This is a genomic window from Paraburkholderia ferrariae NBRC 106233 (assembly GCF_000685035.1).
In the GTDB taxonomy this organism is placed as follows: domain Bacteria; phylum Pseudomonadota; class Gammaproteobacteria; order Burkholderiales; family Burkholderiaceae; genus Paraburkholderia; species Paraburkholderia ferrariae.
Genome location: NZ_BAYB01000023.1, coordinates 150,019 through 173,959 on the forward strand (window position 1 = coordinate 150,019; position 23,941 = coordinate 173,959).

Annotated in this window: 24 protein-coding genes; 16 read left to right on the top strand and 8 right to left on the bottom strand. The window is 68.1% G+C overall.

Annotated features, from left to right (window positions below; all coding sequences use genetic code 11):
• Nucleotides 1–118 precede the first annotated feature (118 nt).
• The 8 genes from BFE01S_RS23685 (at nt 119) to BFE01S_RS23720 (ending at nt 8,626) form a co-directional block, all read left to right on the top strand.
• Entirely contained in the window at nt 119–469 is a 351-nt protein-coding gene (locus tag BFE01S_RS23685) for a phage holin family protein (protein WP_028227637.1), read from the top strand.
• A gap of 22 nt (nt 470–491) precedes the next feature.
• Complete coding sequence (gene metF, locus BFE01S_RS23690; RefSeq protein WP_028227638.1) at nt 492–1,322, top strand: methylenetetrahydrofolate reductase [NAD(P)H]; 831 nt, start codon at nt 492–494, stop codon at nt 1,320–1,322.
• A gap of 317 nt (nt 1,323–1,639) precedes the next feature.
• Nucleotides 1,640–3,271 carry an ABC transporter substrate-binding protein gene (locus BFE01S_RS23695; RefSeq protein WP_028227639.1) on the top strand — a complete coding sequence of 544 codons (1,632 nt, stop codon included), beginning with the start codon at nt 1,640–1,642 and terminating at the stop codon, nt 3,269–3,271.
• A 136-nt stretch (nt 3,272–3,407) separates the two neighbouring features.
• Entirely contained in the window at nt 3,408–4,421 is a 1,014-nt protein-coding gene (locus BFE01S_RS23700; RefSeq protein ID WP_028227640.1) for an ABC transporter permease subunit, read from the top strand.
• 54 nt (nt 4,422–4,475) lie between these two features.
• Complete coding sequence (locus BFE01S_RS23705) at nt 4,476–5,393, top strand: ABC transporter permease subunit (RefSeq protein WP_028227641.1); 918 nt, start codon at nt 4,476–4,478, stop codon at nt 5,391–5,393.
• A 2-nt stretch (nt 5,394–5,395) separates the two neighbouring features.
• Entirely contained in the window at nt 5,396–6,397 is a 1,002-nt protein-coding gene (locus BFE01S_RS23710) for an ABC transporter ATP-binding protein (RefSeq protein ID WP_028227642.1), read from the top strand.
• The gene (locus BFE01S_RS23715) at nt 6,394–7,422 is read left to right on the top strand and encodes a peptide ABC transporter ATP-binding protein (RefSeq protein ID WP_028227643.1); all 1,029 of its coding nucleotides are present in this window, start codon (nt 6,394–6,396) and stop codon (nt 7,420–7,422) included. The genes BFE01S_RS23710 and BFE01S_RS23715 overlap by 4 nt, the downstream gene beginning before the upstream one ends.
• 31 nt (nt 7,423–7,453) lie before the next feature.
• Nucleotides 7,454–8,626, top strand: coding sequence for a TraB/GumN family protein (locus tag BFE01S_RS23720; protein ID WP_028227644.1), 1,173 nt, complete (start codon nt 7,454–7,456; stop codon nt 8,624–8,626).
• Nucleotides 8,627–8,665: 39 nt separating this feature from the next.
• Here BFE01S_RS23720 and BFE01S_RS23725 read toward each other — a convergent pair whose 3' ends face one another.
• The 5 genes from BFE01S_RS23725 to pxpB form a co-directional block, all read right to left on the bottom strand.
• Entirely contained in the window at nt 8,666–9,619 is a 954-nt protein-coding gene (locus BFE01S_RS23725; protein WP_028227645.1) for a DUF979 domain-containing protein, read from the bottom strand.
• Entirely contained in the window at nt 9,616–10,386 is a 771-nt protein-coding gene (locus BFE01S_RS23730) for a DUF969 domain-containing protein (RefSeq protein ID WP_028227646.1), read from the bottom strand. The genes BFE01S_RS23725 and BFE01S_RS23730 overlap by 4 nt, the downstream gene beginning before the upstream one ends.
• A gap of 302 nt (nt 10,387–10,688) precedes the next feature.
• Complete coding sequence (gene pxpA / locus BFE01S_RS23735; RefSeq protein ID WP_042338338.1) at nt 10,689–11,444, bottom strand: 5-oxoprolinase subunit PxpA; 756 nt, start codon at nt 11,442–11,444, stop codon at nt 10,689–10,691.
• Nucleotides 11,445–11,549: 105 nt separating this feature from the next.
• A complete protein-coding gene (locus BFE01S_RS23740; RefSeq protein ID WP_028227648.1) occupies nt 11,550–12,620 on the bottom strand; it encodes a 5-oxoprolinase subunit C family protein in 1,071 nt (356 codons plus the stop codon).
• Nucleotides 12,617–13,276 (bottom strand): 5-oxoprolinase subunit PxpB, encoded by a 660-nt coding sequence (gene pxpB, locus BFE01S_RS23745; RefSeq protein ID WP_042338339.1) that lies wholly within the window; start codon nt 13,274–13,276, stop codon nt 12,617–12,619. The genes BFE01S_RS23740 and pxpB overlap by 4 nt, the downstream gene beginning before the upstream one ends.
• Nucleotides 13,277–13,506: 230 nt before the next feature.
• Between pxpB and BFE01S_RS23750 the strand changes: the two genes are divergently transcribed.
• The gene (locus tag BFE01S_RS23750) at nt 13,507–14,019 is read left to right on the top strand and encodes a winged helix DNA-binding protein (protein WP_028227650.1); all 513 of its coding nucleotides are present in this window, start codon (nt 13,507–13,509) and stop codon (nt 14,017–14,019) included.
• 44 nt (nt 14,020–14,063) lie between these two features.
• Here the strand turns inward: BFE01S_RS23750 and BFE01S_RS39895 are convergent, their stop codons facing one another.
• Nucleotides 14,064–14,741 (bottom strand): 5-formyltetrahydrofolate cyclo-ligase, encoded by a 678-nt coding sequence (locus BFE01S_RS39895; protein ID WP_042338341.1) that lies wholly within the window; start codon nt 14,739–14,741, stop codon nt 14,064–14,066.
• A 20-nt stretch (nt 14,742–14,761) separates the two neighbouring features.
• On the opposite strand from BFE01S_RS39895, the gene BFE01S_RS23760 reads away from it, so the two are divergent.
• The 4 genes from BFE01S_RS23760 (at nt 14,762) to BFE01S_RS23775 (ending at nt 19,814) form a co-directional block, all read left to right on the top strand.
• The gene (locus BFE01S_RS23760; RefSeq protein WP_028227651.1) at nt 14,762–16,735 is read left to right on the top strand and encodes a lytic transglycosylase domain-containing protein; all 1,974 of its coding nucleotides are present in this window, start codon (nt 14,762–14,764) and stop codon (nt 16,733–16,735) included.
• 205 nt (nt 16,736–16,940) lie between these two features.
• Nucleotides 16,941–17,897 (top strand): complex I NDUFA9 subunit family protein, encoded by a 957-nt coding sequence (locus BFE01S_RS23765; protein ID WP_028227652.1) that lies wholly within the window; start codon nt 16,941–16,943, stop codon nt 17,895–17,897.
• A gap of 34 nt (nt 17,898–17,931) precedes the next feature.
• Nucleotides 17,932–18,579, top strand: a complete 648-nt coding sequence (locus BFE01S_RS23770) for a glutathione S-transferase family protein (RefSeq protein WP_028227653.1) — start codon at nt 17,932–17,934, stop codon at nt 18,577–18,579.
• Nucleotides 18,576–19,814 carry a multifunctional CCA addition/repair protein gene (locus BFE01S_RS23775; RefSeq protein WP_028227654.1) on the top strand — a complete coding sequence of 413 codons (1,239 nt, stop codon included), beginning with the start codon at nt 18,576–18,578 and terminating at the stop codon, nt 19,812–19,814. The genes BFE01S_RS23770 and BFE01S_RS23775 overlap by 4 nt, the downstream gene beginning before the upstream one ends.
• 70 nt (nt 19,815–19,884) lie before the next feature.
• Here BFE01S_RS23775 and BFE01S_RS23780 read toward each other — a convergent pair whose 3' ends face one another.
• Both BFE01S_RS23780 and BFE01S_RS23785 read right to left on the bottom strand, forming a co-directional pair.
• Complete coding sequence (locus BFE01S_RS23780) at nt 19,885–20,079, bottom strand: DUF2905 domain-containing protein (RefSeq protein ID WP_028227655.1); 195 nt, start codon at nt 20,077–20,079, stop codon at nt 19,885–19,887.
• Nucleotides 20,080–20,133: 54 nt separating this feature from the next.
• Nucleotides 20,134–21,336 (bottom strand): class I SAM-dependent methyltransferase, encoded by a 1,203-nt coding sequence (locus tag BFE01S_RS23785; RefSeq protein ID WP_028227656.1) that lies wholly within the window; start codon nt 21,334–21,336, stop codon nt 20,134–20,136.
• A 13-nt stretch (nt 21,337–21,349) separates the two neighbouring features.
• Here BFE01S_RS23785 and BFE01S_RS23790 point away from each other — a divergent pair, with 13 nt between their 5' ends.
• From BFE01S_RS23790 to ttcA, 3 genes are all read left to right on the top strand, one after another.
• Nucleotides 21,350–22,225: an SDR family oxidoreductase gene (locus tag BFE01S_RS23790; RefSeq protein WP_028227657.1), complete on the top strand. Its 876-nt coding sequence runs from the start codon at nt 21,350–21,352 to the stop codon at nt 22,223–22,225.
• Nucleotides 22,226–22,351: 126 nt separating this feature from the next.
• Nucleotides 22,352–22,747 (top strand): dihydroneopterin aldolase, encoded by a 396-nt coding sequence (locus tag BFE01S_RS23795; protein WP_028227658.1) that lies wholly within the window; start codon nt 22,352–22,354, stop codon nt 22,745–22,747.
• A gap of 3 nt (nt 22,748–22,750) precedes the next feature.
• Nucleotides 22,751–23,770, top strand: a complete 1,020-nt coding sequence (gene ttcA / locus BFE01S_RS23800) for a tRNA 2-thiocytidine(32) synthetase TtcA (RefSeq protein WP_028227659.1) — start codon at nt 22,751–22,753, stop codon at nt 23,768–23,770.
• Nucleotides 23,771–23,941 lie beyond the last annotated feature (171 nt).

Sequence of the window (23,941 nt, forward strand, 5' to 3'; positions counted from 1 at the left end):
CGGTCACAAGCCGCGATTCGGCGCGGCGCTGATTTAAGCCGCCGTTAAGCCATCGGCAGGATGCTGGGGGCGGGCACTGTCCGCCCCCGGCCTGTCCGTCAAGAACAAGGAGCTAACCATGACCGTGCTGCTGACCTGGTTGATCAACGCGCTCGCGCTCTTGATCATTACCTGGCTCGTTCCGTCGATCCACATCCGCAGCTTCGGCACCGCGCTGATCGTCGCGCTCGTGCTCGGCCTCATCAACGCCGTGCTGCGCCCGGTGCTGATCCTGCTCACGCTGCCCGTGACCATCGTCACGCTCGGCCTCTTCATCCTCGTGGTGAATGCGCTGTGCTTCTGGCTCGCGGCTTCGCTGCTCAAGGGCTTCGAGGTGTCGGGTTTCTGGTCGGCGTTCTTCGGCTCGATCCTCTACAGCATCGTGTCGTGGCTGCTGTCCGCCCTGATTTTCGGCAACCGCAGCCTCTGATGCGCCGCTGCGGTCATTCATCATGAAACCGATCGAACTCTCATTCGAATTTTTCCCGCCGAAGACGCCGGACGGCGTGGACAAGCTGCGCGCCACGCGCGCGCAGCTCGCCACGCTCGCGCCGAAGTTCGTCTCGGTGACGTTCGGCGCAGGCGGCTCGACGCAACAGGGCACGCTCGACACCGTCCTGGATATCGCGAAGGACGGCGTCGAAGCGGCGCCTCACCTGTCGTGCATCGGCGCCTCGAAAGAGGGCCTGCGCGAGATCCTCGCGGCCTACCGGTCGCATGGGGTCCGCCATATCGTCGCCCTGCGCGGCGACCTGCCTTCGGGCATGGGCGAGATGGGCGAGCTGCGCTATGCGTCGGACCTCGTCGCGTTCATTCGCCAGCAAACCGGCGACGCGTTCCACATCGAAGTGGCCGCGTATCCCGAGTACCACCCGCAGGCGCGCTCGCCGCGCCACGACCTCGAAGCGTTCGCGCAGAAGGTGAAGGCGGGGGCGAACTCGGCGATCACGCAGTACTTCTTCAACGCGGACGCCTACTTCCGTTTTGTCGAAGACGCGAAGAAGCTGGGCGTGGACATTCCGATCGTGCCCGGCATCATGCCGATCACGAACTACTCGCAGCTCATGCGCTTCTCCGAAATGTGCGGCGCCGAAGTGCCGCGCTGGGTGGCGAAGCGCCTCGAGAGCTACGGCGACGACCGCGAGTCGATCCGCGCGTTCGGCCTCGACGTGGTGACGGACCTGTGCCGCCGCCTCGTCGAAGCGGGCGTGCCGGGGCTGCACTTCTACACGCTCAACAACGCGGTGGCCACCAAGGCGATCTGCGAGCGCCTCTTCCCCTGACGTCGACATAGAGATTGACGCTGCGCGGGTTTTCCCGCGCATGCGCCGCGAACCGCGCGGTGCCGCTTAGGCGGCCCGCGCGGTTTTTTTGCGTGCGCGGCGGGCGATGTCGCGGGGGGCGGCGATCCGATCCGCATCGGCGGGGGAAATTTGAGATCCGGCAAAAACCGGCGCGCGCCGCAGCATGAACCTCGCGCGCAGCCTGTCAACCCGGCGTTCCCCCACACGCCGGGACTTTTGGCTTGCTTGTGACCGCGGCACTTGCTCAAGTAAGATCGCGCTACGCCGGCTCCGGCCGGCACTGAACCGGAGGAAACATGATAGAAAACAAACTGTTGCGCGCAGCACGACGGTCGTCTCTCGTCGCGCTCGCAGCGGCAACGATTGCTGGAGCCCCTCTCGCGCACGCCGACAGCATTCCGAACAAGACGCTCGTCTATTGCTCGGAAGGCAGCCCGGCCGGCTTCGACCCCGCCCAGTACACCACCGGCGTCGATTTCACCGCGAATACCTTCACCGTGTACAACCGCCTCGTCGAATTCGAGCGCGGCGGCACGAAGGTCGAACCGGGCCTCGCGCAATCGTGGGATGTTTCCCCCGACGGCAAGACCTACACCTTCCATCTGCGCCATGGCGTGAAGTTCCAGACCACGGCCTTCTTCAAGCCCACCCGCGAATTCAACGCCGACGACGTGGTGTTCACGTTCGAGCGCATGCTGGATCCGAACCAGCCGTTCCGCAAGGCGTACCCGGTGTCGTTCCCGTACTTCACCGACATGGGCCTCGACAAGCTGATCGCGAAGGTCGAGAAGGTCGATCCGTACACCGTGAAGTTCACGCTGAACGAGCCGAATGCGCCGTTCATCCAGAACATGGCGATGGAATTCGCGTCGATTCTCTCGGCCGAATACGCCGACCAGCTGCTCAAGGCCGGCAAGGCCGCCGACCTGAACCAGTACCCGGTGGGCACGGGCCCGTTCATCTTCAAGAGCTACACGAAGGACGCGACCATCCGCTTCGACGGCAATCCCGACTACTGGAAGCCGGGCGCCGTGAAGATCTCCAGACTGATTTTCTCGATCACGCCGGACGCGAGCGTGCGCGTGCAGAAGCTCAAGCGCGACGAGTGCCAGGTGATGAGCTATCCGCGCCCCGCGGACATCGCGCCGCTGAAGCTCGAGCCGAACATTGCGATGCCCTCGCAGCCGGGCTTCAACCTCGGCTACCTCTCGTACAACGTCGAGCACAAGCCGCTCGACAAGCTCGAAGTGCGCGAAGCGCTCGACATGGCGATCAACAAGAAGGCGATCATCGACTCGGTGTACCAGGGCGCGGGCCAGCTCGCGACCAACCCGATGCCGCCCACGCAGTGGTCCTACGACAAGAACCTGAAGTCCAACGCCTACGACCCTGAAAAGGCGAAGGCGCTGCTCGCGAAGGCGGGTCTTGCCAACGGCTTCGAGATCACGCTCTGGGCCATGCCGGTGCAGCGCCCGTACAACCCGAACGCGCGCCTGATGTCCGAAATGATCCAGGCCGACTGGGCGAAGATCGGCGTGAAGGCGAAGATCGTCACCTACGAGTGGGGCGAGTACATCAAGCGCGCGCACGCGGGCGAGGACGACGCCATGCTGATCGGCTGGACGGGCGACAACGGCGACCCCGACAACTGGCTCGGCACGCTGCTCGGCTGCGAGGCCGTGAACGGCAACAACTTCGGCAAGTGGTGCTACAAGCCCTTCGACGATCTCGTGCAGAAGGGCCGCACGACCTCCGACCAGGCGCTGCGCACGAAGTACTACATGCAAGCCCAGCAGATCTTCGCGCAGCAACTGCCGTTCTCGCCGATCGCTCACTCCACCGTCTATCAGCCGGTCAGCAAGAAGGTGATCGACATGCGCATCGAGCCGCTCGGCTATGCGCGCTTCGACGGCGTGGGCGTGCAGTAACGTTTATCGGGTAAGTCATCCGGCCAGGCGTTCACATACTCGAAACGCCGGCCGGATCAGGTCCGGCGACCGGGGTCACGAGCCCCCGTCGCCGGTTGCGTTTCAAGCTCAACTCAAGTTTTCGGGGGAACGAACCATGTTCCGCTTCGTACTGCGCCGTGTCGGCATGGTGATACCCACCTTCATCGGTATCACGCTGCTGGCCTTCGCGCTCATCCACCTGATCCCGGGCGACCCCATCGAAGTGATGATGGGCGAGCGCGGCGTCGATCCGCAGATGCACGCCGACGCGATGCATCGCCTGGGCCTCGACGAACCGCTGCCGATGCAGTATCTCCACTACGTCGGCCACGCGCTGCAAGGCAATCTCGGCACCTCGATCATCACCAACACGAGCGTGATGGACGAGTTTCTCGCCCGCTTTCCCGCCACCGTCGAACTCTCGATCTGCGCGCTCCTCTTCGCGCTCGTGATCGGGCTGCCCGCGGGCGTGCTCGCGGCGCTCAGGCGCGGCTCGATCGTCGATCACGGCGTGATGGGCGCCGCGCTCACCGGCTACTCCATGCCGATCTTCTGGTGGGGCCTCATCCTCATCATGGTGTTCTCGTCGAAACTCGGCTGGACGCCGGTCTCGGGCCGCATCGCCGTGGAGTTCGACATTCCGCACGTGACGGGCTTCATGCTGATCGATTCGCTCTTGCCCGGCACCGACGAAGGCTCGTTCCGCTCCGCGCTCTCGCACCTGATCCTGCCCGCCATCGTGCTCGGCACGATTCCGCTCGCGGTGATCGCGCGCATGACGCGCTCCTCCATGCTCGAAGTGCTGCGCGAGGACTATATCCGCACCGCGCGCGCCAAGGGCCTCTCGCCCCTGCGCGTGATCGTCGTGCACGCGCTGCGCAACGCGCTCATTCCCGTCGTCACCGTGATCGGCCTGCAGGTCGGCACGCTGCTGGCGGGCGCGGTGCTCACCGAAACCCTGTTTTCGTGGCCCGGCATCGGCAAGTGGCTGATCGACGCGATCAGCCGCCGCGACTATCCCGTGGTGCAGGGCGGCATTCTCATGATCGCGACGCTCGTGATCCTCGTGAACCTCGTCGTCGATCTGCTGTACGGCGTGCTCAATCCGCGCATCCGGCATACGAGGTAATCGCGCCATGAAGCCAGCAACCCCACACACCATTCGACCCAACCAGGAGGCGTGATGGCTGACATTCAGAACACCGCGCCCAAAGCGCTTACGCCGCCTTCGGGCCGCGCGCTCGTGCTGCGCGAATTCTGGGCGAACTTCTCGCGCAACAAGGGCGCCGTTGCCGCCGGCATCATCGTGCTCGCGCTGATCTTCGTGGCGATCTTCGCGCCCGTGATCGCGCCGCACAGCCCCATCGAGCAGTATCGCGACTACGTGAAAATCCCGCCCGCCTGGCTCGACGGCGGCAACTGGAAGTTCATTCTCGGCACCGACGAAGCGGGCCGCGACATCCTTTCGCGCCTCATGTACGGCGCGCGGCTGTCGCTGTGGATCGGCTGCGTTTCGGTGATGCTCGCGCTGATTCCGGGCATCGTGCTCGGCCTCGTGGCCGCGTTCTTCGAGAAGTGGGCCGACACGCCCATCATGCGTCTCATGGACGTGCTGCTCGCGCTCCCGTCGCTGCTGCTCGCCGTGGCCGTGGTCGCGATCATCGGCCCGGGCCTCACCAACACCATGTTCGCCATCGCGATCGTGGCGCTGCCGGGTTATGTACGGCTCACGCGCGGCTCGGCGCTCGGCGAGTTGCACAAGGAGTACGTGACCGCCTCGCGCGTGGCCGGTGCCGGCACGCTGCGCCTGATGTTCTCGCAGGTGCTGCCCAACTGCACGGCGCCGCTCATCGTGCAGGCCACGCTCGGCTTTTCCTCGGCGATTCTCGACGCCGCCGCGCTGGGCTTTCTCGGCCTCGGCGTGCAGCCGCCCGCCGCCGAGTGGGGCGCCATGCTCGCCTCGGCGCGCGACTACATCGACAGCGCATGGTGGATCGTCACGATGCCTGGCCTTTCGATCCTGATCTCGGTGCTCGCGATCAACCTGCTCGGCGACGGGCTGCGCGACGCCCTCGATCCCAAGCTGAAACGGATGGCCTGATCATGACTCAAGACCTTCTGACCATCCGCAACCTGGCGGTGAGCTTCAACGGCCTGCCTGCCGTGGACCGCGTGAACTTCTCGGTGGCGCCGGGAGAGGTGCTCGGCATCGTCGGCGAATCGGGCTCGGGCAAGAGCGTGACGATGATGGCGCTGATGGGCCTGATCGACGCGCCCGGCAAGGTGAGCGCCGACTCGATCACGTTCGACGGCCGCGACCTGCTCAACGCCACCGGCAAGGAGCGCCGCCGCATCGTCGGCAAGGACATCGCGATGGTGTTCCAGGACGCGCTCACGAGCCTGAACCCGAGCTACACGGTCGGCTACCAGATCAAGGAAGTGCTCAAGCTGCACGAAGGGCTGCGCGGCGCGGCACTCGAGCGCCGCGCGCTCGAACTGCTCGACCAGGTGGGCATACCCGACGCGAAGAACCGCATCGACAACTTCCCGCACCAGATGTCGGGCGGCATGAACCAGCGCGTGATGATCGCGATGGCCGTGGCCTGCAACCCCAAGCTCCTGATCGCCGACGAACCCACCACGGCGCTCGACGTGACGATCCAGGCGCAGATCATGGATCTGCTCGTGCGCCTGCAGAAGGAGCGCGGCATGGCGCTCGTGCTGATTTCGCACGATCTCGCCGTGGTCTCCGAGGTGGCGCAGCGCGTGGCGGTGATGTACGCGGGCGAGGTGATCGAGACGAACCGCGTGCCCGACATCTTCGCGAAGCCGCATCACCCGTACACGGAGGCGCTGCTCGCCGCCATTCCCGAGCACAACAAGGGAGCCAAACGTCTTGCCGCGCTGCCGGGCATGGTGCCGGGCCGCGACGACCGGCCCACGGGCTGCCTCTTCGCGCCGCGCTGCAAGTACATGGTGGACGACTGCAGGAAGGCGCGCCCCGCGCTCGAACCCGTGCCCGGCACGGCGGGCGGCGTGGAGCAGGTCCGCTGCATCAAGCCGCTCAATCTCGCGGCAACCCTCACCGACGGAGGCGTGCAATGAACGCAACGCATCACCACACGCCTCACGGTGACGACGACCGCGTTCTCGTCGCCGAGGATCTGAAGAAGCACTACACCGTCCGGCGCGGCCTCTTCGGCCAGGGCACCGTGAAGGCGCTCAACGGCGTGTCGTTCGCGCTCACGCGCGGCCGCACGCTGGCCGTGGTCGGCGAATCGGGCTGCGGCAAGTCCACGCTCGCGCGCCAGCTCACGATGATCGAGCCGCCCACGGCGGGGCGCCTCGTGATCGACGGCGAAGACGTCACGCACGCGGGCGGCGACAAGATGGCCGCGCTGCGCCGCCGCGTGCAGATGGTGTTCCAGAATCCGTATGCCTCGCTCAATCCGCGCAAGACGGTGGAGCAGACGCTCGGCGAGCCGCTCGCGATCAATACGCAGCTTTCGGCTGCCGAGCGCCAGGACCGCATCGCGCACATGATGCGCATCGTCGGCTTGCGGCCCGAGCATGCCAGGCGCTATCCGCATATGTTTTCGGGCGGGCAGCGCCAGCGCGTGGCGATCGCGCGCGCGATGATCCTCGATCCGCAGATCGTCGTGGCCGACGAGCCGGTCTCCGCGCTCGACGTGTCGATCCAGGCGCAGATCCTGAATCTCTTCATGGACCTGCAGGACCAGTTCCGCACGAGCTACGTGTTCATCTCCCACAACCTCGCGGTGGTGGAGCACGTGGCCGACGACGTGATGGTCATGTACCTGGGCGGCGTGGCCGAACTGGGCGACAGGAAGACGGTGATCGAGCGGCCGCGCCACCCCTATACGCGCTCGCTGCTTTCGGCCACGCCCGCGATCTTCGCCGCCGACCGGCGCGCGAAGATCAAGCTCGAAGGCGAATTGCCTTCGCCGCTCAACCCGCCGGCGGGCTGCACGTTCCACCAGCGCTGCCCGTATGCGATCGAGCGGTGCCGCAAAGAGGTCCCGGTACTTCGCGAAGTGGACGGGCGTCAGGTATCCTGCCATCGTGCTGAGGAGGTGGGGGAACAGGATGGGCGGCTCATGCCGGCCTGATGAGACAGCGGCGCGCCGCGCAGCGCGCCGCTTGCGTACAGCCGGTGGCCGTACCGTCGGGATGCTGCGCGCGGCGGCGCACGGGGTCCTGGGTGCGTCGCTCGTGCTGGCGGCTGCGTTCGGGACCTTCGAGCCCTCGTCGGCGCCGTCGCGGCCGCCCTCGCTGCCGTTCTCCTCGCCGTTTTCCCGCTTTTTCCTGCCGGCCGCGTTCTCAGCGGGCGCCGCCGCCGAAACCCCCGGCGTACGGCCGCCCGTGCCGGTGCCCGCCGGGCCCTCGACGGGCGCCCGCCTGCCGGGCTTTCACTCGCCGCCCGCCGTGCCGAGCTATGCCTCGGGCACGACCGCCGGCGGCCCGGTGCGCCAGCAGCCGGCACGCATGCCGTTCTATGTCGCCACGCGCGGCACCACCACGATCTACGTGCTCGGCACGCTCCACGTGGGCGACCCGGCCGACTACCCGCCCAATCAGCCGTTTCGCCCGTCGATTCTCGCGGCGCTCAACGCCTCGCCCACGCTCGCGCTCGAACTCTCGCCCGACGACCTGCTGGTTTCCCAGGACGACGTGTCGAAGTACGGCGTGTGCTCGAACCCGTGCCTGCCGAAGCTGCTGCCCGAGCCGCTCTGGCAGAAGCTCGAGGCGCGCCTGCGCGGCAACCCCGAGGCGCTCGACGAGATCCGCCGCATGCGCCCGTGGCTCGCCTCGCTGCTGGTGGAAACCTACGATTCGCTGAGCGCGGGCCTCCTGACCGACTACGGCACCGAGGCGCAATTGCAGAACGTGTTCCTGCGCCTGAAGGGGCGCCGCATCGTGGGGCTGGAGACGCTCGGCGAGCAGATGCGGGCGTTCACGAATCTCTCGCTCGCGCAGCAGCGCGAGATGCTGGCTCAGGACCTCGCGCAAACGCCGGCGCAGAACGCCGCCGACGTGCAGACCCTGCTGCGCCTGTGGCGTCTGGGCGATGCCGATGCCATCGCCGCGTGGGAAAGCGCGCGTTCGGAGAAGCTCGCGCGCGACAAGCGCATTTCGGATTCGATCGACAACCGCATCGTGTACGAGCGCAATCGCCGCTTCGTCGCGCGCGCGCTGCAGATCGCCGCGCCCAACAAGCCGCTCTTCGTCGCGGTGGGCGCGCTGCATCTGGGCGGGCAGAAGGGCGTGCTGGCGCTCTTGCGCCAGCACGGTTTCACCGTCGATCCGGGCTGAACGATGGCCCGGCAGCCCGGCGCCAGGCCGGGCGCGCGCTCAGAAGCCGAACGTGTTGAGCAGCACGATATTGCAGGCGAGCACGCACAGCGCGGTGGGCACCTGCACGCGGATCACGGCGTTCTTGTCGGGCAGTTCGAGCAGCGCCACGGGCACCATGTTGAAGTTCGCCGCCATCGGCGTCATGAGGGTGCCGCAGTAGCCGGAGAACATGCCGATCGCGGCCATCATCGCCGGGTTCACATGGAACATGCCCACCAGCACCGGCACGCCCACGCCGCCCGTCATCACCGGGAACGCCGCGAAGCCGTTGCCCATGATGACCGTGAAGAGCGCCATGCCGACGCAGTAGACGGTCACCGCCACGAAGCGCAGGTCCATGTCGATGTACGCGGTCGTGACGTGCGCGACGGCCTTGCCCACCCCCGCGTCCGAAAACACCAGCCCGAGCATGCCGAGCATCTGCGGCAGCACGGCGGCCCACGAGAGCGCGTCGACGAGCCGGCGCGTTTCCTGCATCGACTGGCCGACGCTGTCACGCGTGATGAGGCAGGCGATGGCGAGCGCGATCACGCAGCCCACGCCGAAGCCGACCAGCGTGACGTTCTTCGGATCGAAGAGCGGCGTGCCGCCGAACACGAGATGGCTCGCAGCGAGCGTGACGATAACGGTCACGAGCGGGATGGTGAGCGCGGGCACGAAGAGTCGGTTGCCGAGGCGCTTCGCGCTCGCCATGCGGGCTTCGAGCGAGAGCACCTTGGGCTTTGCCGCCGTCACGCCGCCGAAGCCGGCGATCAGCGCCATGGCGATCACGAGCACGCCCACGACTTCGGCGGGCAGCTTGTCGCCCACGAGGAAGATCAGCGCGTAGAGCAGCCAGAAGCCGCCGGCCGTGAAACGCCGCGGATGCGCGCGGTCCGCGACGATCATGCCGCCGACGATCAGCAGCACGATCCCGAGCAGCCAGAACAGGTAGTCGATGGTGAGGGTCATGCTTCGTCTCCTTGTCCATCCCGCGCCGGGACCTGGCTCGGGGCCTGACTCGGGGCCGCGCGATCTTCCGTGCGCGCCGCGCCGCCCAGTTCCCGTTCGAGCTTGCGATCGAGCAGCCAGAGGCGCGTGGCGTGAATCGCGAACGCGCACAGCGCCGTGGGTATGCCCCACAGCGCCACGTGCATCGGCTCCGCGGAAACGCCGGCCTCCTTGAGCAGCGTGACCATCAGCACGACCGCGCCGAAGGCGACGAAGATGTCCTCGCCGAAAAAGAGCCCGACGTTGTCGGTCGAGGCGGCGTAGGCGCGCAGCTTGTAGCGCACGGCGTCGGGGAGCTTGCCGAAGCGGTTTTCGGTGGCGCCTTCGGCCATCGGCGCGATCAGCGGGCGCACCATTTGCGGATGGCCGCCGAGGCCCGTGAGGCCGACGGCGGCCGTGATCTCGCGCACGAACAGATAGACGATCAACAGGCGCCCGGCCGTGGCCGCCTTGATGTTGCCGATCCAGATCTGCGCGCGCTCGCGCAGGCCGTGCCGCTCCAGCAGGCCGATCACCGCGAGCGGCAGCAGGATGATGAGCGGAATGTTGCGGGTTTTGATGAACCCGGTGCCGATGGCGGCGAGGACCTTGCCGGGCGGGAATCCGGCGGCGAAGCCGGTGGCGATGGCGGCGGCGGCGACGATCAGCATCGGGTTGAAGCGCAACAGGAACCCGGCGATGATCACGGCCACTCCAATGAGCGGCCACAGGCTGACGGTGCTTGGCATCTCGATCTCCAAACGTATGGGCTTGTCGTGAATGCCGCCTGCGCGAAGCGCGAAGGCGGCGTAGCGGCCGCCCGGCTCATGGCAGGGCGGTCCGGACGAACGGCGGCTCTTGCGGCCGCTTGGGGTAGTGCCGATGCGGGTAGTGCTGATGCGGTACTGCGTAGAACGCCAGACCAAACGCCGGGGGGGCGTATGGCCTGACGCTCTCAAGGCCCTCGGATTTTGCTTGCGTCTACGTGCTTTCCTGCTTGCGCGGGGGACGCGCGAGCGCGCCGTTCCCCGCTGCCGTGTTCATGCCGTGTTCAATCCTCCGCAGGCCCCACGGCGCGCACGCCGATGCCCGCGTCGTCGAGCGCCGCGCGAATGCGCTGCGCGAACGCCAGCGCGTGCGGTCCGTCGCCGTGCAGGCAGATGGTCTGGGCGTTCAGCGGCACCCATGCGCCGTCCACGGCCTGCACGCGCTGCTCGCGGATCATCGCGAGCGTGCGCGCGAGCACGAGGTCTTCGTCGTCGAGCAGGGCGCCGGGCTCGCTGCGCGGCACGAGCGAGCCGTCCGCGCGATAGCCGCGGTCGGCAAACACCTCTTCCACGGCGACGAGCCCCGCATTGCGCGCGGCGCTCACGAGGCCGCTGCCCGCGAGCGCGAATACGACCACCGAAGGGTCGAAGTCGTGCACCGCGGAGACGATGGCGTCCGCGATCTGCGGATCGCGCGCGGCCTGGTTGTAGAGCGCGCCGTGCGGCTTGACGTGCGCGATGCGGCCGCCCTCGGCCTGGGCGATCGCTGAAAGCGCGCCCAGTTGATAGAGCACGCCCGCGTAGATCTCGCTCGCCGGCAGGTTCATCTCCTTGCGGCCGAAGTTCTCGGGATCGTTGAAGCTCGGGTGGGCGCCGATCGACACGCCCTTGCCGACGGCCCAGCGCACGCATTCGCGCATCGCGTTGGCGCCGCCCGCGTGCCAGCCGCACGCGATGTTCGCGGAACTGACGAGGTCGAGCAGCGCCTCGTCGGAGCCGCAGCCTTCGCCGAGATCGGCGTTCAGATCGATGGTGGTCATGATGGTCCTCTTGCTGCTATTGCCTTGCTTGCTGCGTTGCCTGTTGCCTTGCTGACGGATTGCCTGCGTCTGCCGTGCCCGGCAGACGCCCGGCTCAGACGCGGGTCAGGCACGTTGCGCCTGGCGGCTCGCGTGCCGTTCGTCGCGCATGGTGATCGCGTTGTCGATCTGCCTCAGGTAAGCCTGCTCGTCCGCGAGCGCCTTGCGGGCGACGGCGGGCGTGGTCTCCACGAAGCGCACGCCGCCGTTCAGGCGCACTTGCGCGAGCTTCCAGAGGTCGGCGCGGATCACCGAGCCGATCTTCGGATAGCCGCCCGTGGTTTGTGCGTCGCTCATCAGCACGATCGGCTGGCCGTTGGGCGGCACCTGGATCGTGCCCGGCAGCACGGCATGGGACAGCAGGTCCATGCCGTTCGCGCGTTCGAGCGCCGTGCCGGAAAGCCGGTAGCCCATGCGGTTGCTGTTGGGCGTGACGAGCCATTCGTCCGACCAGAACGCGCGCTGCGCCTCGGGCGTGAAGCCGTCGAATTCGGGGCCGCGCAGCACGCGCACGGGCACCGCCCACGCCACGCCCGCGGGATGGCGGCCGCGCCGGTGATCCGGTTCGTCGACGAGCGCCCAGTTGCACAGCACCGGCGCCTTCACGCCGAAGGGCGGGGCGCCGGGCGCGAGCGCCGCACGCTCGCCGCCGGGCGCGGCGCTCGCGCCCGTGGCGAGGCGGTCGCCGTCCTTGAGCGCGCGGCCCGCGAGGCCGCCGAAGCCGGCGGCGAGGTCGGTGCTGCGCGAACCCAGCATCGGCAGCACGTCGATGCCGCCCGCCACGCACACATAGGCGCGCATGCCGCCGCTCATGTCACGTTTAGCGCCGTTCAGCACGAGTTCTTCGCCCGCCGCGACGGGCAGGCTCCACCACGACCACACCGGGCGGCCGCCGAGCGTCGCGCCGAAATCGGCGCCGGCGATGGCGATGCGCGTCGCGCGCGCAAAGCGCAGCGCGACGGGGCTGAAGGTCACTTCGATCCCGGCGGCGTCGGGGCGGTTGCCGACCAGCCGGTTGCCGACCTCGAGCGCGAGCGGGTCGAGCGCGCCGCCCGTTGCGATGCCCAGATGCCGGTAGCCGGGCCGGCCGGCGTCCTGGATCGTGGTGAGCAAGCCTGCGCGGAGCACTTCGATCATGCGGCGAGCTCCGCAATGGTGAAGCGCACGCGGTCGCCGGGCAGAAGCAGCGTGGGCGGCGTGCGCGCGGGGTCGAAAAGGGCGAGGGCGGTGCGGCCGATCAACTGCCAGCCGCCCGGCGACTGCGCGGGGTAGATGCCGGTCTGCTCGCCGCCGATGCCCACCGATCCGGCGGGGACGGCGAGGCGCGGCTCGCGGCGGCGCGGCGTGTGCAGCGCGGCCTCGAGGCCGCCCATGTAGGCGAAGCCCGGCTGGAAGCCGAGGAAGAACACGACGTAGACGCCCGCCGCGTGGCGCGCGGCCACGTCCGCGGCGGCGAGACCCGTGTGCTGCGCCACGACTTCGAGGTCGGGGCCGGCCTCGCCGCCGTAGGACACCGGAATCTCCACGTCGCGGCCCGCGTGCGGCGCGGCTTCGGCGTCGTGCCAGGCGGCTTCGAGCGCCTGCGCGAGCGCCTCGGCGTCGGCGGCGAGCGGGTCGAAGGTCACGGTGAGGTTGTTCATGCCGGGCACGACTTCGCGCACGGGCGGCCAGTCGCGCGCGAGCGCGGCGACGGCCCAGATGCGGCGCTGGACTTCGAGCGTGGCGGGCGGCGGTGCTTCGCAGACGAGCGCCGCGTCACCGAGCGGAAAGATGCGTGGAATAGGGTTCGGCATGACGATGACTGGGTGCGGTTCCTGGCTGGATTGTGCCTCGCCGCGCCGCAAACCGCTGTGACGGCTCGCAGCACGGCAAGGAGCAGCGGCCGGACCGGACGCCGTTCCTCACTAGCGTACATTGTCGATAAATTATCTACAATTTATCAATAAGCGTTTTCGCCAGGCGCGTGCGGCCGCGCGCGCCACTACACTCTCGCCACGACCTTTTTCGTCCACGGATTCCTGTCATGTCGCGCCAGCCGACCAAGATCGTTTCGTCCGAACATCTCGTTTCCGAGACGAGCGCCGAGCTCTCCGAGTTCGAGTACGCGCTCATCATGGCGAGCAATGCCTTCAATCGCTGGATGGTGCGCTGCATGTCCGCGGCGGGCGTGAAGGACATGACGCCGGTCGAGGTGTCGCTGCTGCATCACGTGGGGCACCGCGAGCGCCGCAAGAAACTGGCCGACATCTGCTTCGTGCTCAATATCGAAGATACCCACGTGGCGACCTACGCGCTGAAGAAGCTCGTTTCCAGAGGGTATGTAAAAAGCGAAAAGACCGGCAAGGAGGTCTTTTTCTCGGTCACGCCCGAGGGGCGCGACCTGTGCCTGCGCTATCGCGACGTGCGCGAGAGCTGCCTCATCGCCACGCTCAAGGAGAGCGGGCTCACCAACGTGCAGATCGGCGAGGCCGCGCAGTTGATGCGCAATGCGTCCGGCCTGTACGACACGGCCGCGCGCGCGGCGGCCTCGCTGTAGGCTGGGTGCGGCGCTCGTTCTGGCTTGGCCGGGGCGCCGGCGCCTCAGGCGCGCGGCGTTGCGTGCGGGCGCAGCCTTTCGGCGAGGTGTGCATTGAGGTGCGGGGTAAGGTGCGTGGCGGAATCGGTGACGATGGCGTCGAGCGGCAGGTCGTGCGCCTCGCGCTCGAGCGCGCCGGTTTCGATCCGGCACGCTTCATAGGCGATGCCGATGGTGACGGGCAGCGCCGCGCCCGGCCACGCGGCGAGCGTGCGGTCGTAATAGCCGCCGCCGTAGCCCAGCCGGTAGCCGTCCGGGTCGAATCCCACGCAGGGCACGAGCAGCAGGTCGGGCACCGTGCGTTCCTGCGAGGCCGGTTCGGGGATGCCGTGGTGGCCTTCGCGCATGGGCGCGTCGGGGGTCCAGCGGTGGAAGGCGAGCGGCGCGTTGCGCCCGGCGATGACCGGCAGCGCCGCGCTGCGCGACGCATCGGCGCGCAGCCAGGCGGCGACCCAGCCGCGCGCGTCGAACTCGCCGGAAAGCGGCCAGTAAAAGCCGATCGAGCGCGGCGCGAAAGGCGCCGCAACGCGCGCCGCCAGATGCTCGACAAGCCGGCTCAAACGCGCCGCCAGCGCGGCGTTCAATGCGGCGTCGGAAGCCGCTTCCAGACGGGTCGCAAGCAGGGTTGCACGCCATGTCTTTTTGGCTTGGGCGCCGGGGTTGCGTGCTATGCTTGGGTTCACCTCGTGCTCCAGAAATAACGATGTCCAAACGCCTTGTCCGAGTATATCGCGCGGCCGGTTTAGCGCTGGCCGCCGCGGCACTCGTCGCATGCAGCACGGCGTCCGCCGTACGCCCCGTTGCGCTTTCCGCAGACGCCCCCCTTTCTCCCGACGACCAGACTTTCATCCAGCTTCGCGAAGCCGCGCGCAACAACGATCCGGCGCGCGCCGCGCAACTGGCAGCGATGATTCCGGACTACCCGGCGCCTTCGTATCTGGAGTATTTCCAGATCAAGCCGCAGTTGTTCGACTCGCAGGGCCATGCGCGCATCGACGCGCCCGACGCCCCGGTCCTCTCGTTCCTGCAGCGTCACGACGGCGAGGCGATTGCCGACCGCCTGCGCAACGACTATCTGCTCGTGCTGGGCGCGCGCCACGACTGGGCGAACTTCGACCAGCAATACCCGCGCTTCGTGCTCAACGACGACACGCAGGTGAAGTGCTACGCGCTCGAATCGCGCGCGGCGCACGGCGAAAACGTGGCGAACGACGCGCGGGCGCTGCTCACCGATCCGCGCTACTACGGCGACGGCTGCGTGGACCTCGTCACGGCGCTGGCCATCAAAGGCCAGTTCACGAGCGACGACGTATGGCAGCAGATTCGCCTCGCCTACGAACAGAATCAGACGGGCACGGGCTACAAGCTGCTGGGCGGCCTCGCGAACCAGCCCGACGCGACCGCGTTCGCGCAAGCCGTGAACACGCCGCCGATCACGCTGGCGGGGGGCGTGAGCCCCGATCCGGCCTCGCATCAACTGGCCCTGCTCGCCGTCACGGTGATGGCGCGCAACGATCCCGCCATGGCCGCCGCCACCTTTGCCGCGGTTGCGCCTTCGCTTTCGTCGCCCGAGCGCGCGATCGGGTGGGGCACGATCGGCTATCAGGCCGCGCAAAAGCGCATTCCGGGCGCGCTCGACTGGTATCGCCTCTCGGTCAACGCGCCGCTTTCCAATCCCGCTTACGAGTGGCGCACGCGCGCCGCGCTGCTGGGCGGCGACTGGACCATGGTGCGCTGGTCGATCGAGCAGATGCCCGCCGCGCTGCGCGCGCAACCCGCGTGGGTCTACTGGCATGCACGCGCGCTCAAGCAGGCCGGCGACGTGAACGGCGCCAACCAGGAGTTCGCGCAGATTTCGCAGGGCTATAACTTCTACGGCCAGCTTGCGCTGGAAGAACTGGGCCAGAAGATCACGATTCCGCCGAAGACCACGGTGAGCGACGCCGAAGTCGCCGCCGCGGCGCAAACGCCGGGCTTCGCGCTCGCGCAGCGTTTCTACGCGCTGAATCTGCGGCTCGAAGGCAACCGCGAGTGGAACTGGCCGCTGCGCAACATGACCGACCGTCAGCTGCTGGCGGCCGCCGAATACGCGAAGCGCATCCATCTGCTCGACCGTACCGTCAACACGGCGGATCGCACGGTGAGCGAGCATGACTTCTCGTTGCGCTATCTCGCGCCGTTCCGCGACATCGTGGACCGCGACGCGCAGTCCAACGGCCTCGACGTCGAATGGGCCTACGGCCTGATCCGCCAGGAGTCGCGCTTCATCATGAACGCGCGCTCGGGCGTGGGCGCGAGCGGCCTCATGCAGATCATGCCGGCCACGGCGCAGATGGTTGCGAGGAAGATCGGCCTCGGCCCGCTCTCGCGCGACCAGCTCAACGACATCGACACGAATATCCTGCTCGGCACCAACTATCTGTCGATGATCTACAATCAGTTCGACGGCTCCGCCGTGCTCGCCACCGCGGGCTACAACGCCGGACCGGGCCGCCCGCGCGCGTGGCGGCAGACGTTGCAGCAGCCTGTCGAGGGCGCCATTTTCGCGGAAACCATTCCGTTCCAGGAAACCCGCGACTACGTGAAGAATGTGTTGTCGAACACGGTCTACTATGCGGCGCTGTTCGAGGGCCGCCCGCAGTCGCTGAAGGCGCGCCTCGGTTATATCGCGCCTTGAGTGCCGCGCCGCCGCGCCCGTTGCCGGGCACCGGCGGCTCGGCTCGGCGCCCGGCTGCCATGCCATGCGGTCTCTGCGCGACGAGCGTGCCATAACCGCGTGACCACCGCGTGACCACCGCGCGGCACCCGCGCGCCGGCCGGCCGAGTCCCGTTTCCGGTTGCGCCGCCGCCTTTGCAAGAGGTCTGCACAAGGGAGGTCGGAGATGCGACATCAAACCATTGCCGTCGTCGGCGGTTCGGGGTTTATCGGCAGCCATCTCGTCAACGCGCTCGTCGAAGCGGGCAAGACCGTGCGCATCGCCACGCGGCGCCGCTACAACGCCCGCCATCTCACCCTGCTGCCCATCGACGTGATCGAGACCGACGTCTTCGATCCCGTTGCGCTCGCGGCCTTCGTCGAAGGCGCCGACGCGGTCATCAATCTCGCGGGCACGCTCCATGGCGGCCGCGGCGATCCCTACGGACCCGGCTTCGCGAAGATCCACGTCGAACTGCCCACGAAGATCGTGGCCGCCTGCGAAGGCAAGGGCGTGCACCGGCTCATCCACATCAGCGCGCTGGGTGCCGATCCGCACGGGCCCAGCATGTATCTGCGCTCGAAGGGCGACGGCGAGAAGGCCGTGCACGCCTCGGCGTCGCTCGCCACCACGATCTTCCGTCCTTCGGTGGTGTTCGGCCCCGACGACACCTTCCTCAATCGCCTCGCACTGCTCGAAAAGCTCTTCCCGGTGATCCCGCTCGCCATGCCCGACGCGAAGTTCCAGCCCGTCTACGTGGGCGATCTGTCGAAGGCCATCGTCAACGTGCTCGATCTCGACGCCGCGAGCGGGCACACTTACGAACTCGGCGGCCCGAGCGTCTATACACTCGAGCAGTTGCTCGCGTATTGCGGCGAAGTGCTGGGCCGCCACGCGCGCATCGTGCGGCTGCCCGGGGCGTTCGCGCGCATGCAGGCGCTTTCGTTCGAGCTGGCGCCGGGCGAGCCCATGCTCACGCGCGACAATCTCGATTCGATGTCGGTCGATAACGTGCTTTCGGGGCCTCTCGCACCGGAACTCGGCATCGAGCCCGCGAGCATCGAAGCCATTGCGCCGCTGTACCTGGGCGACGCGTCGCAGCGTTCGCGGCTGAATCTCTTCCGCGCGAGCGCGGGACGTTAGCCTTTCTCTTCCACCCTTAAATCTGATGCCTGTGATGAAACTCGTAATCGGAGACAAGAACTATTCGTCGTGGTCGATGCGGCCGTGGCTGCTGCTCACGCATTTCGGCATTCCGTTCGAAGAAGTGCTGATCGAGCTCGACGAGCCCGGCACCAAGGCCGCGATTCTCGAATACTCGTCGTCGGGCAAGGTGCCGTGTCTCGTGGCGGACGACGGCTTTGCCGTGTGGGATTCGCTCGCCATTGCCGAAACGCTGGCCGACCGCTATCCGCAGCACGCGCTGTGGCCGCGCGAGCCCAATGCGCGCGCCCGCGCACGCAGCATCAGCGCCGAAATGCATTCGGGCTTCGGCGCGCTGCGCAACGCGTTGCCGATGAATATCCGTCTCACGCGCCCGGGCGTCGGCAACACGCCGGACGTGCTGGCCGACGTCGCCCGCATCGACACGCTCTGGCGCGAGTGCCTCGCCGCGAGCGGCGGCCCGTTCCTGTTCGGCGAATTCGGCATTGCCGACGCGATGTATGCGCCGGTCGTGATGCGCTTCAACAGCTATCAGCCGAAGCTCTCGCCCGAAGCTGCCGCGTACGCCGGGCGTGTGACCGCGCTGCCGGCGGTGGCTGCGTGGATCGCGGCGGGGCGGCGCGAAACCCACGTGGTCGCAGACGACGAACTGCCCGAATGAAGATCTATGTCGTAGGCGGTGCCATCCGCGACGAAATGCTCGGGCTGGACGTGCGCGACCGCGATTACGTGGTGGTGGGCGCGACGCCCGAGCAGATGGCGGCGCAGGGCTATCGTCCGGTGGGCAAGGATTTTCCGGTGTTCCTGCATCCGCAGACGAACGAGGAATACGCGCTCGCGCGCACCGAGCGCAAGACCGCCGCCGGCTATCACGGCTTCCAGTTCTTCTATGCGCCCGACGTGACGCTCGAAGAGGATCTCGCGCGCCGCGATCTCACGATCAACGCGATGGCGCGCGAGGTGTTGCCCGGCGACGTGATGAGCGGCCCGGTGATCGATCCGTTCGACGGCGCGGGCGACCTGAAAGCGCGCGTATTCCGCCACGTGAGCGGGGCCTTTCTCGAAGACCCCGTGCGCATCCTGCGCGTGGCGCGCTTTGCCGCGCGTTTCGCAGACTTCACCGTTGCGCCCGAAACGATGGCGCTGATGCGCCGCATGGTCGAAGCAGGCGAGGCCGATGCGCTCGTGCCCGAACGCGTGTGGCAGGAAGTGGCGCGCGGCCTCATGGAGGACAAACCTTCGCGCATGTTCGAAGTGCTGCGCGAGTGCGGGGCGCTCGCGCGCGTGCTGCCCGAAGTGGACAGCCTCTTCGGCGTGCCGCAGCGCGCCGACTATCACCCGGAAATCGATACCGGCGTGCACGTGATGATGGTGATCGACCACGCGGCGGCGCAGGGTTACGCACTGCCGGTGCGCTTCGCCGCGCTCACGCACGACCTGGGCAAGGCGACCACGCCCGAGGACGTGCTGCCGCGCCATATCGGCCACGAAGGGCGCAGCGTCGATCTGCTCAAGCCGCTGTGCGAGCGGCTGCGCGTGCCCAACGAATGCCGCGATCTGGCGATGCTCGTCGCGCGCGAGCACGGCAACGTGCACCGCGTGATGGAGATGGGCGGTGCCGCGCTCGTGCGCATGCTGGAGCGCTGCGACGCGCTGCGCAAGCCCGCGCGTTTTGCCGAGGCGCTGCAGGCCTGCGAAGCGGACCTGCGTGGCCGGCTCGGCTGGGAGCGGGCGCCGTATCCGCAGGCCGAACGGCTACGCGTGGCGCTCGTTGCGGCCCGCGCCGTGGATGCGGGCGCCATCGCGCGCGACTGCGGCGGCGGGGCGGAGAAGATCAAGGAAGCCGTGCACCGCGCGCGCGTGAAGGCGGTGGAGGACGCACTCGCGGCGGCCTGATGTGGCTGTGAGCGGGTGGCTGTGAGCGGGTGGCTGTGAGCGCGCGGCTATGCGCGTGCGGTCTGCGCGCTCATAGCGCGCGCACGATCAGCGAAAGCGCCATCGAAAGCACGAGCGTGGACATGAACGGCAGCGGGTACTCGCGGCCGAAGAGGCGCAGCGTGATATCGCCGGGCAGCCGGCCGATGCCGAGCTTGCGCAGCCATGGCTGCGCGCTCGACAGGATCGCAACGGCGATGAACGTGGTGAGGAACCAGCGGATCATGGTGTGGGCTTCGCGTTCGATGCGTTCGATGCGTTCGGCGAGTTCATGGCGGGTCTAGAGCGTGTGGCTGCGGTCGCCGCGCGCGAACGCCGCAAGCGTTTCGCCGATGCCGCGCGAAAACGCGATCACCTTGAAGAGCTCGCCCATCTCCGATTCGGCAACCAGCTTTTGCACGGCATTCGCCGCCGGCAGGAAGCGCTCCACGTCGCGCGGATCGATTTCCGAGAGCACCTCGGTGATGCCGGCGTTCATCAGAAAGCGCGCCTGCGAGGTGTAGCCGAGCAGGTCGGCGCCGGCTTCCACGCCCGCTTCGGCAATGCCGGTGAATTCCACGTGCGCCGTGATGTCCTGCAGGCCCGGCCAGACGAACGGGTCGCCGTGCGCGCGATGGCGGTAGTGGCACATGAGCGTGCCCTGTGCGCGCTGCGGGTGATAGAACTCGTGGCGCGGGAATCCATAGTCGATGAAGAACGCCGCGCCGCGCGCGAGCATCGTGCAGACGGTGCGCGTGAACGCGAGCGCCGCTTCGTGCGTCTCGGTCACGTAGTCCTCGCTGCCTTCGATGCCGGCGAGCACGCCTTCGGGCCAGTGCGCGTCGAGCGCGCTCATGGCGGGGCGGTCGGAGAAGGCGAACGCGCCGGCCGCATCGACGCTCACGCCGCGCTCGTGCCACACGGCGTCCTTGCGCGCGAAGAGGCGCACCGGCATGGCGTCGAGCACCTCGTTGCCGATCACCACGCCTTCGAACCGGTCGGGCAGGGCGTCGAGCCACGTCACGCGCGAGGCGAGCCGGGGCGCCCTGGCTTCGAGGGTTTCGCGCTGGCGCTCGCGCAGCTCGCCGGACAGATCGACGATCGCGTACGAGTCGAGCGCCACGCCGAGCGCATCGAGCGCGAGCAGAATGCCGGCCGCGAGCTTGCCCGTGCCCGCGCCGAACTCCATCAGCGCGCGCGTTCCGCTCGCGGCAAGCGCTTCGGCGAGCGCGCGTGCGAGCGTGGCCGCGAAGAGCGGCGACATTTCCGGCGCGGTCACGAAATCGCTGCCGTCGCTGGCGAGGCGGCCGAATTTGCGCGAGCCGCCGCTGTAGTAGCCGAGCCCCGGCGCGTAAAGCGCGCGCTCCATGTAGCGGTCGAACGGCAGCCAGCCACCGGCCGCGGCGATCTCGGCGCGCAGCGTCGCGGCCAGCGCCTCGGACTGCGCGAGTGCGTTCGGCCCGGGAACAGGTAAACTATCGGGTTCGTGAGCTTTCGGATTCATCCCGGCATTGTAAATGAGCGCTACTTCCGGCATCCGCCCGGCAACCGCCGCCACTGACGCCGCCCCCGCATCCGGCCCCGATTGTTCGGGCGCCCCTGCCGGCGCGCGCGTGGTGCTGGTGACGGGCGGCGCGCGCCGGATCGGGCGCGCACTGGCGCTGGGTTTTGCGGCGCGCGGCTGGGACGTGGCGGTGCATTTCGGCGATTCGCGCGCGGCGGCCGACGAAGTCGTCGCGCAGATCGAGGCGCTGGGGCGCCGCGCGGTGGCGCTACCCGCGGATCTGGCCGACGAGGCCCAGGTCGCGCAGCTCGTGCCCGCCTGCACGGCGGCGCTGGGGCGCCCGGTGTGCGTGCTGAACAACGCGTCGCGCTTCGAGGAAGACACCGCGCGCGATTTCGGCCGGGACGTGGGCTACGGGAAGCTGCTGCATCTCATGGCGATCAACGTGGGCGCGCCGCTCGTGCTGGCGCGCGCGCTGTACGAGACGACGCCCGAGGCCGCCGCGACCGACGAGTCGCTGCGCACCTGCGTCATCAACGTGCTCGACCAGAAGCTGTACAACATGAATCCGGACTATCTCTCGTACACGCTGACGAAGGCCGCGCTTGCGAATGCCACCGTCGCGCTGGCCCAGGCGCTCGCGCCGAAGGTGCGCGTGGTGGGGCTCGCGCCGGGCCTTACGATGCAGTCGGGCGACCAGACGCCGGAAGGCTTTGCCGCCGCGCACAGAATGACGCCGCTTGGCCACGCCTCGCGGCCCGCCGATCTCGTGGAGGCCGCCCTGTATCTGGCGGGCGCTTCCGGCGTGACGGGCACGACGCTCGTGGTCGATGGCGGCCAGCACCTCGTGCCGCTGTCGCGCGACGTGATGTTTCTCACGGGCGCCTGAAGGCGCCGCGCGCCGGAACCGGCGCACGGAATACCGAATGACCCGCCGGGCGTCTTGTGCCCGCGCACGTGCCGAAGGGGTTCGAAGCGGTTCGACCCGGCACGCTTTTTATCGACTGGAACGACTATGTCCGCCGTCCTGCTGCACCCCCGGCTCGCCGATTGCCGTCGGCTCTTCCTGCGCAACTACGAAGTGAATATCAACATCGGCGTGCACGACTTCGAAAAGCGCGGCGAACAGCGCGTGGTGATCAACGTCGATCTCTACGTGCCGCTCGCGCAGACCACGCCGCGCGAAGACAAGCTGCGCGAGGTGGTCGATTACGACTACATGCGCGCCACCGTGGCCGCCCGCGTGGGCCAGGGCCATATCCATCTGCAGGAAACGCTGTGCGACGACCTCGCGACGGCCCTGCTCGCGCACCCGCTCGTGCGCGCGGTGCGCCTCTCGACCGAGAAGCCCGACGTTTATCCGGACTGCGACGCGGTGGGCGTCGAGGTCTTTCGCATCAAAGAGGACTGATTCATGAACGCCCCCGAAACGCTGGCCGCCGAGGACCGCGCCTCGCAGGAGAACGCCCAGGACGCCATCCAGGACGCCACCCAGAACGACGAAGGCACCGGCCGCCGCGTGCTCACGCGCCGCGAGCAGAAGGAAGCCTACGAGAACAACAAGCTCTTCAAGCGCATCGTGCGTCAGGTCGGCCAGGCGATCGGCGACTACAACATGATCGAGGAAGGCGACAAGGTGATGGTGTGCCTCTCGGGCGGCAAGGACAGCTACGCGATGCTCGACGTCCTCCTGCGCCTGCGCGAGCGCGCGCCGATCAACTTCGAGATCGTGGCCGTGAACCTGGACCAGAAGCAGCCGGGCTTTCCGGAGCACGTGCTGCCCGAGTACCTCGACAAGATCGGCGTGCCGTACCACATCGAGAACCAGGACACCTACAGCATCGTCAAGCGCCTCGTGCCCGAGGGCAAGACCACCTGCTCGCTGTGTTCTCGCCTGCGCCGCGGCATCCTGTACCGCGTGGCGGGCGAGCTCGGGGCGACCAGGATCGCGCTCGGCCACCATCGCGACGACATCCTGCAGACGCTGCTCCTGAACCTGTTCTACGGCGGCAAGCTCAAGGGCATGCCGCCCAAGCTCCAGTCCGACGACGGCAAGAACATCGTGATCCGCCCGCTCGCCTACGTGAAGGAGACGGATCTGGAGAAGTACGCGGAGCTGCGCGAATTCCCGATCATTCCGTGCAACCTCTGCGGCAGCCAGCCGAACCTCAAGCGCGCGGAGATGAAGGCGCTGATCCGCGAATGGGACAAGCGCTTCCCGGGCCGCGTGGACAACATGTTCAACGCACTCGGCAACGTGGTGCCCTCGCACCTGATGGACGCCGCGCTCTTCGGCTTCAAGGGCCTGCGCGCGACGGGCGAAGCGGACCCGCAAGGCGACATCGCCTTCGACGAGGAACCGTGCTCGACCGACACGCCCGCGCCTTCGGCGGAAGGCACGCCGATCTCGTTTGCCCGATTCGACGATCTTTGAAGCGCTCGCGTCGCCGGATTGCGCGGATTCCAGCAGGATTCCAGCGGGGTTCCGACCCCGCCCGGCGAGGCGCCCCGCGGGCGGGCCGGATCGCCCGCAAAGCCTTGACGGACAAGGCAGAATGCGCACCGCGAAGACGGCTTCGCACGGTGCCGCATGCTAGAATCGGCA